Origin of the sequence: Sedimentitalea todarodis, assembly GCF_032595355.1 — a bacterium.
GTDB lineage: Bacteria > Pseudomonadota > Alphaproteobacteria > Rhodobacterales > Rhodobacteraceae > Sedimentitalea > Sedimentitalea todarodis.
This window is the reverse complement of record NZ_JASMWN010000018.1, coordinates 104,471-112,416: the sequence shown is the minus strand read 5'-3', so window position 1 is coordinate 112,416 and position 7,946 is coordinate 104,471. Positions and strand designations below refer to the sequence as shown.

The 7,946-nt window shown below is 60.0% G+C and carries 7 protein-coding genes; all 7 read right to left on the bottom strand.

Going from position 1 to position 7,946, the window contains the following annotated elements:
* Positions 1-406 precede the first annotated feature (406 nt).
* The gene (locus QO231_RS19420) at positions 407-799 is read right to left on the bottom strand and encodes a hypothetical protein (protein ID WP_316780297.1); all 393 of its coding nucleotides are present in this window, start codon (positions 797-799) and stop codon (positions 407-409) included.
* A complete protein-coding gene (locus QO231_RS19415; RefSeq protein WP_316780294.1) occupies positions 796-2,103 on the bottom strand; it encodes a recombinase family protein in 1,308 nt (435 codons plus the stop codon). Before QO231_RS19415 ends, QO231_RS19420 begins: the two co-directional genes overlap by 4 nt.
* A complete protein-coding gene (locus tag QO231_RS19410; RefSeq protein WP_316780292.1) occupies positions 2,100-2,552 on the bottom strand; it encodes a DUF2924 domain-containing protein in 453 nt (150 codons plus the stop codon). Before QO231_RS19410 ends, QO231_RS19415 begins: the two co-directional genes overlap by 4 nt.
* 666 nt (positions 2,553-3,218) lie before the next feature.
* Positions 3,219-3,488 (bottom strand): hypothetical protein, encoded by a 270-nt coding sequence (locus QO231_RS19405; protein WP_316780288.1) that lies wholly within the window; start codon positions 3,486-3,488, stop codon positions 3,219-3,221.
* 192 nt (positions 3,489-3,680) lie between these two features.
* Positions 3,681-4,913, bottom strand: a complete 1,233-nt coding sequence (locus QO231_RS26185; RefSeq protein ID WP_394356640.1) for a sulfatase-like hydrolase/transferase — start codon at positions 4,911-4,913, stop codon at positions 3,681-3,683.
* A gap of 252 nt (positions 4,914-5,165) precedes the next feature.
* Entirely contained in the window at positions 5,166-7,010 is a 1,845-nt protein-coding gene (locus QO231_RS19395) for an arylsulfatase (protein ID WP_316780285.1), read from the bottom strand.
* On the bottom strand, positions 7,007-7,939 hold the full coding sequence (locus tag QO231_RS19390; RefSeq protein ID WP_316780282.1) for a recombinase family protein: 933 nt from the start codon (positions 7,937-7,939) through the stop codon (positions 7,007-7,009). Before QO231_RS19390 ends, QO231_RS19395 begins: the two co-directional genes overlap by 4 nt.
* Positions 7,940-7,946 lie beyond the last annotated feature (7 nt).

The following is a 7,946-nucleotide window of genomic DNA, read 5'->3' as shown; positions in this document are numbered from 1 at the left end:
AGTGATACATCTAGTCCAACATAGTAATCCATTTTGTCCTCCTCAAATTGCAAAAACTTCTGCAACTCTATCAAGAACCTGACCCATCATCATGGTCAGCCCGATTACCCATGCTAAGTCCCGGGTCTGAGCTGTCCGATGGAGCTGCGGCGAAATTACGGTTTCGGTTCAGGCCACCGTGACGCCCACGAACGTCCGGTTCGGTAACATTTGCCGCGTGGCAGCGATAAACCTGCCGCAACCGCGAAAGTATGCTGCGTCAGCGAAGTGGCAAAATCCAAGGTCGGTTTTGTCCCGCAGAACGTGAGTTCAATCAAATGCTGATTTTGCACGTGCAGCGAATGGCAGGAATGCGGATTGCGACCGCAGCATTTGACGGTCGTGTTCAAGGTCGGCATTGGGCCGTTCAGGACGTTCCAGCGATGAGCTGTCGGTGCGTTTTCCAGTCCAACGGAAACGGCTCCAGCAGCACCGCGCGCGTTACCTCCGGCCCTTGCTGCCCATCCACGATCGACTCTACGAGGTTTGGCGCGAGGAGTGTAAGTCGCAGGACGCGGGTCATGTAAGACGGTGCGATCCCCTCGCACTTCGCGAGTTCGGCGATGGTCGTGAACTCACCCGACTCCAGCATCCGCTTCCATCGAAATGCTCGTGCCAGCGCCTTGACCAAAGTGTTGTCCATCTTGCGTTGGCTTGATGCCCCATCCGGCAGGTGCATTTCCTTGCGACCGCCTCGTTTCACGAGGCGGAACGGGATGTGCACTGTCACCGTTTCGGGCACTGGTTTCGCGCGGCTCATGCCGCCGTTCCTAGATCAGCCATCATTTCTCGTGCCAGCCCACTCAGGCCATCCATGCGGAGGCGAACATTTAGGCCATCGGTACCGATGTCGACCCGCTCTACCAGCAGCGCCGCGATGCGCGCCTGCTCAGCGGGGAAGAGTTCATCCCACAGCGGATCAAGACCGGTCAGTGCCACGCGGACGTCGGCCTCGGTGATCTCGCCGTCCTGTGCGCGTGCCGCTTTCCATGTGCCCGCAACAATCTCGGGTTGTCGGAACACGGCGCGGAGCTGGTCGATGACAGCGGCTTCTATCTCACCCGCTGGCACACGACCGACGGGACACGATCCAGCGCCGTGCTTCAGCACCGTCTGGCTGACATAATACCGGTATAGCTTGCCGCTCTTCCGCGTGTGCGTCGGCGAGAAGGCCGCCCCGTCGGGGCCGTAGAGCAGCCCTTTCAGCAGCGCAGGCGTGTCTGCTCGGGTGCGTGCGGCGCGCTTGCGGGGGCTTTCGGTCAGAATGGCGTGGACATTGTCCCAGACATCCCTGTCGATGATGGCATCATGCTCGCCGGGATAGCTGTCGCCCTTGTGGACCGCCTCACCAATGTAGGCGCGGTTGTTCAGCACGCGATACAGGTACTTCTTGTCGATCCTGTTGCCACGGCTGGTCTGAATGCCGCGTGCCGCCAGTTCCCGGGCGAGTTCCGTGCCCGAGCCGGTTTCGATGAACCGGTCGAAGATCCAGCGGATGTTGGCGGCATCGGCTTCCTTGATGATCAGTTTCCGGTCCTTCACCTCGTAGCCTAACGGGGGCACGCCGCCCATCCACATGCCCTTCATCCGGCTGGCGCGGACCTTGTCCCGGATGCGTTCAGCCGTGACCTCACGTTCGAACTGGGCGAATGACAGCAGAATGTTCAGCGTCAGCCGCCCCATCGATGTCGTGGTGTTGAACGATTGGGTGACGGATACGAAGGTGACGCCGTTCCGGTCAAACACCTCGACCAGCTTGGAAAAATCCATCAGCGAGCGCGACAGGCGGTCGATCTTGTACACGACGACCACGTCAACCAAGCCATCTTCGACATCGGCCAGCAGCCGCTTCAGGCCGGGTCGTTCCAACGTACCGCCGGAGATGCCACCGTCGTCATACTTATCGCGGACCAGCACCCAGCCCTCGGAACGCTGGCTGGCGATGTACGCCTCACAGGCTTCCCGTTGGGCGTGGAGGCTGTTGAATTCTTGCTCAAGACCTTCCTCCGATGACTTCCGGGTATAGACGGCGCAGCGCAGTTTTCTGACGATTGGTTTGTTCATGTACCCCTCCTGTGATTTTTCAAGCCGAAGAACACCCAGCCGTTCCAGCGCGTGCCGGTGATGGCGCGAGCAATGGCAGAGAGCGATTTGTAGGGCCGACCCTGCCAGTCGAATCCGTCGGAAGTGACGGTGACGACGTGCTCGACACCCTGCCACTCACGGATCAGCCGTGTGCCGACGATTGGAGTCAGATCGGCGCGGATGCGGCTCTTCTTGCGATCCCCGCCATCGAGTTGATCGCCAAGGGCCTCTAACCTTTTCACCGTTTCCGGCTTCAGGCCGCCATAGGCCAGCTCCTGAATTCGGTACGCCAGTCGGCTCTCGAGGTAGCGACGATTGAACGGCGGTGGCTCGCTGTCGAACAGCTCACGCCATTGTTTCTTCAAGTCTGGCGTCGACGTTGTCTTCAGCGCCGCCAGGCGCGCGGGGATGGGATCTGGTCTGGTCATGCGGTTCTCCGATTGTTTGGAGTTGCATGAGCCCTCTGGTCGGGTGAGTTGTGTAGCGGAAATTCTCCATGTTCAGCAGATGCTTGCGCAGCGTCTCCCATACGCAGACGGATCGGGCCGAGCGCCAGGATGCGGCACAGTTCTGCGCGGCGTTCGGCGGGGGTCATGTGTTGTGGATGCAAAGGGTTGGGGCGCTTCATCAATCTCTCCTTTCTGGAGAAACGCCTTTTTCGATTGTCAAATGGGACATCAGGTATTCAAATTCGGATATGACGCCGTCCCGGCAATTTTTGCGATGGCTGAGTGTTTCAGGAGATCCGCATGGTACGCGCCCCGACCAAGACCTGCCCAAATCTCTCCCGGTTGATTGATGACGCGAGGCCAGAACTCTTTGCGGCATTTCTGGGTGCAAAGGCTTTTGGCAAGTTGAACTGGCTCAATAACTACAGATTTGAACCGAATGATTCCGGGTCATTGGAAACTGCGAGAGAAATGCTGCGGCGGGAAAAGAAGGACCGGCTGGGCCCGCTCGAATCCGAAGCGGCCCGGATTGTCACAATCGCGAGCGACCGTGGCGAGTACGTCCTCGAAGGCCTGGCAAAGACCAAGCTCGAACCCGAGCGCGCCAATGTGCTTCTGAACCAGCGGGACAAACTTGCGCGAAGCCTATGGGCCTTCGTCAACGAAAACAGTCTGTTCGAAGCTGCGGAGAACAGCCTGCACCTGCGTCTGTACCGGCGGTATGACAAGCACTACCAGACCTTCATGGCAGAACCATCGTTCGATGGTGGCCCGGATGCCGGCAGCGCATTGCTGGACGCTCTTCTTTCCGATCTCAACGACCAGCTTGATCGTGGTGACGGTTATGACATTGACCGTTTCGCTATACCCGAGGACGGTGACGAACCGGCCGCAGAGATGTACCTGCTGTACCATCCAAATCCGCCGACCAGCGTTCGGGAGATCGACGACGACGGCAATCGGTCAAGCATCTATTTTCGGCCGCCCGGAGAGGCAATGATCGTCTACACCCCGTCGACCGGGCGGGTCCATGTCCGTGCAGGCACCAGAACTTTGCGCAACACAATTGCCGAGCGGTTCATCGAGACCGCCTTGGATCAGACCTATTCAAATCAGCCTGTCGATTTCCAAGCATATGATATATCGCAATTCTTGAAGGGTTTTGAGCTGGAAACGCCAGACTTTGAGGATGCGGTTGTCTTGCGCGCTCAGGTAATCCGCGCCGATGTCAGTGTAGGAAACCTTGGAAACCGGCTCGCGCTTTCTACTACGATCGAACAGAATATTTCGAAGATCATTGATGATCAACCAGGTCTCGGAAAGGTATTCTCGCGTGCGGTCGCTATCAGGTTTGTGGAAATTGCAGTAAGGTACCGCCGTGCCGAAGGTGCCAATGAGAAAACTCTGAATTTCACTCTGACGGACCGAAACACCAGCAGCTTGCTCAGCCTGGACGACCCCTTTGAAAGGGTACTTGGCCACCGCTTGCTTCGGCATTGGAACATCATGCAGGAGGGCCGCGCCCCTACCGTCGGCATAGATGCCCAGGCCGGTCACGCCCTGGGATTCTGGCTTCAGATGCGTAAAGATGTGCATCCGGGTGGAGTTCCACCACAAGAAAAAGGGCTTGTCCGCCGCATGCGCCTTCTCCATGAAAGCGAGTGCGCCTTCCGTCACTTCTTCGTCCACCGTCTCCATCCGCTCGCGTGTCAGGGGGCCGGTATCCACGATATCCTGTCCGATAAGTGCGCCGCTATCGTCGTAGATCGCGGTTGATTTGATGACGCCGCGCGGACCGAACTTTTTCCTGAACTCCGGGTTCTGGGGGTAATCGGGATTCTGCGGCTCTTCTTCGGCGTTCAGGTGGTAGAGGTTGCCGAAGAACTCGTCGAAGCCATTGTTGGTCGGAAACATCTCATCGAGGTCGCCGAGATGGTTCTTGCCGTACTGGCCCGTCATGTAGCCCAGCGGCTTGAGCAGACCTGCGATGGTCGGGTCCAGGATGTTCATTCCCTCCGGTGCCCCCGGCAGGCCAACCTTGGTCAGGCCGGTTCGAATGGGAGATTGCCCGGTTACGAAGGCGGCACGCCCGGCAGTACAGCTTTGCTGGCCGTACCAGTCTGTGAACATGGCACCTTCAGTGTAGACCCTGTCAATGTTCGGCGTGCGGTAGCCCATCGTGCCAAAGTTGTTGGCGCTGATGTTAAATTGGCCGATGTCGTCGCCCCAGATCACCAGGATATTGGGTTTGGCACCCGCGTCCTGCGCCAAGGCCGGAAGCGCGATTGGCGCAAGGCCGACCGTCAGGGCCGCGGTCACGTTTCGTATCAATTTGTACATGGTCTTCTCCAGCTCTGGCTCTGCGCGCCGGCCGCGCGCTACGTTTGATTGGCGTCTCGGCTTGGACGGGATGTCCCGATGACAGGATCATCAACCGGTAATTGTACATCTCCTCCGCGAGGCGACATATCCGCCGGAAAGCGCGCCTTGCGTCGTGAGGGCGGCGCAAAACGCGATGCGCCGCCACAGTCGTATTTTTTGTCAGGCGCCTGAATCCCAGGCGCCTGACGCTGGTTCACCTCAACCGGACCGTTAGTGCCCCGCGTGGCTGGAGGTGTTCAAGTTCTTCACCCGCTGGATGACGTCTTCCAGGTTGTAGCTGGACGGATCCTGCATCGGCGGGAAGGTGGCGTATGTCTCAAGCTCCCTGAGCCACAACTGCTGGCCGATCGGCAGAATGTTCCAGTCATACTGATAGGCAGTAACCGGCGCGGCAATCGCGCCGCCCACGCCCATCAACGTCTTGAGCTGAGACCCGACTGAGGTCTCGAAGGGATCGCGCCTGATGTTCACGACCTGGGTCCAATGGTAGGGGAGAACGCCGGCGAGGAAGCCGGTTGGGTCATCCGAAACCATGGCGAAGTACATCTTCCAGTTCTTGAAGCGAACCGCCGACGGATCCTTGCCCGAGTAGTACATGAAGTAGTCCCGAGCCGCCTTGTCGGACTCTCCGGTCAGATAGGCCATCTGGTTGACCCCATCGAGCGTCGTCTTGACGATTCCGGGATATGAGCCTTTTTCAATTTCAGCTTTCAGATCGTTCCCTTTGGGACCACCGGCCGCTTCGACCAACGTCGGCAGCCAATCGAGCGACGCGAAGATGTCGTTCAGCACGGTGCCAGGTTCGATTTTGCCAGGCCAGCGAATGACCGCCGGCGCCCGCATGCCACCTTCCCATGTGGTCAGCTTGCCGCCCTTGAACGGGGTCGTACCGCCATCGGGAAAGGTGATGGTTTCGGCGCCGTTGTCGGTGGTGAAGACGATGATCGTATTGTCAAGCTCGCCCATATCTTCGAGCTTTTTCAGCACATAGCCGATGTTGTCGTCCATCTGCTTCATGCCGGCTTCGTTGACGCCCCAGTCCTTGCCGCCGGGCTCACCCACCATGCCCAGATATTTGTCATCCAAGACGGTTGTGATGTGCATGCGGGCCGGGTTGTACCAAACGAAGAACGGCTTGTCGGTCTTTTCGGGGTCGTTGCGGTCAAGGAAGTCTATGACCTGCGCCGAAATCTCCTCGTCGATGTTCTTGGAGCGGTCCAGGGTCAGCGGACCTTCGTCCTTGCAGGTCGTGTTTGCCGCGGTGCCATCGCTCGACGTGCAATGCATGACCGGACGCGGTGGCGTCAGGCAGATGGTGGTCGCCGGATCGACGGCACCGGCCACTTCGGTCAGCCCGGGAACCGGCGTGTTCTTGCACGGCGGCACGATGGTCTGCCTGGTCGGTGACGAATTGATGTCGGGAAAGCTCACCCCCTGCATCGCGTCAAGGTGATAGAGATAGCCCCAGAATTCCTGAAAACCGTGCGCGGTCGGCAGGGCGTCGGTATGATCCCCTAGGTGGTTCTTGCCGAATTCCCCAGTGTTATAGCCAAGATCCAGCAGGAACTTGGACAGCATCGGCGTGCCGGGCTGAAGATAGCTCGGGCTGCCGGGCAATTGCGGCATGATCATGCCGGTCCGCAACGGCTGCATGCCTGTGATGAAGGCGTTGCGCCCTGCGGTACAGCTCTGCTCTGCGTAATAGTCGGTGAACATCGCACCTTCCTGCGCGATGCGGTCGATATTGGGCGTCTCGCGCCGCAGGACCAGTCGTTCGAGCACCGATGGCGAGAGCCATGCCAGCCGGATCACGCGGCTGACGTAGCGGTCGGAGATGCCTTCCTCTCTGGCGAGGTCGGCGATGGTATTGACGTCGCCGCGCTCCAGCCTGCGCCGCCAGTCCCACGCACGGCCGATGGCGCGCAGGAGGCGGGCATCCTGGCCGCGTTCCATGGCCACCTCGATCTCCTTTGGTGGCAGGATGCGGGGGCGACCGCCACGATTGCGCATGGTGAGCGGTATGTGGACGCGGAGGGTTTCAGGCTCTGCCATCATGCCACCTCTGGCTTGGCTGGAGCCATTAGGGCGGCAATAGCGCCCAAGCCCTCATGCCGGAGATCGACCGCCAGCCCGGCTTCGCTGGCGGTGACGCGCGCCACCAGAAGCTTGACCACGCGCGCCTGCTCGGCCGGGATCAGCGCGTTCCACATGTCGTCGAACTGGGTGAGCGACGCGCTGATGTCCGCCTCGCCAAGGTCTGGCCGATCCTTGCGCAGGGTCCGCGACACCCGCGCAGCGACCTCCGGGGTGCGCAGCAGGCGGCGTATTTCGCCGACCACGGCATCCTCGACCATGCCACCGGGCAGCCGCTGCGGGCCTCGGATCTCGGCCTTGGGCCGTTTCTTGATCGCGTCCATCGAGACGTAATAGCGATAGCGCCGCGTGCCTTTCTTGGTGTGGTGCGGGGTCATCGCGACGCCGGTCTCGGTGAAGATCAGCCCGCGCAGCAGCGCCGGTGACGGTTCCTTGGCAACGGCAACCCGCTTAACGCGATTGTTTGCGATTACATGATGGACGTCGTCCCATAGTGTGACGTCAATGATCGCGTCGTGCTCGCCGGGATAGGCCGTGCCCTTGTGCACAGCGAGGCCGCGATAGACCTTGTTGTGCAGGGTCTTGAGCAGCGAGGTCTTGTCGTAAGGCCTACCGGTCTTGGTCAGGATCGCGCGTGCGTCCAATTCGCGGATCACCTCCGCAGTGGAGCTGGACCGGGCATAGAGCGTGAAGATCGTCCGCACCGTCTCGGCCTCGGCCGGGTCCACGATCAGCTTGCGGTCCTTCACGTTGTAGCCGAGCGGCACCGGCCCACCCATCCAGATGCCCTTCTTGCGCGACGCAGCGACCTTGTCGCGGATCCGCTCGCCGATGACCTCGCGCTCGAACTGGGCAAAGCTGAGCAGGATGTTCAGCGTCAGCCGCCCCATGGACGTG

What these genes read in the sequence shown, in the direction of transcription:
- QO231_RS19420 (WP_316780297.1), bottom strand. Translation starts at nt 799, where the DNA reads ATGAGCCGCGCGAAACCAGTGCCCGAAACGGTGACAGTGCACATCCCG.
- QO231_RS19415 (WP_316780294.1), bottom strand. Translation starts at nt 2,103, where the DNA reads ATGAACAAACCAATCGTCAGAAAACTGCGCTGCGCCGTCTATACCCGG.
- QO231_RS19410 (WP_316780292.1), bottom strand. Translation starts at nt 2,552, where the DNA reads ATGACCAGACCAGATCCCATCCCCGCGCGCCTGGCGGCGCTGAAGACA.
- QO231_RS19405 (WP_316780288.1), bottom strand. Translation starts at nt 3,488, where the DNA reads ATGGTACAGCAGGTACATCTCTGCGGCCGGTTCGTCACCGTCCTCGGG.
- QO231_RS26185 (WP_394356640.1), bottom strand. Translation starts at nt 4,913, where the DNA reads ATGTACAAATTGATACGAAACGTGACCGCGGCCCTGACGGTCGGCCTT.
- QO231_RS19395 (WP_316780285.1), bottom strand. Translation starts at nt 7,010, where the DNA reads ATGATGGCAGAGCCTGAAACCCTCCGCGTCCACATACCGCTCACCATG.
- QO231_RS19390 (WP_316780282.1), bottom strand. Translation starts at nt 7,939, where the DNA reads ATGGGGCGGCTGACGCTGAACATCCTGCTCAGCTTTGCCCAGTTCGAG.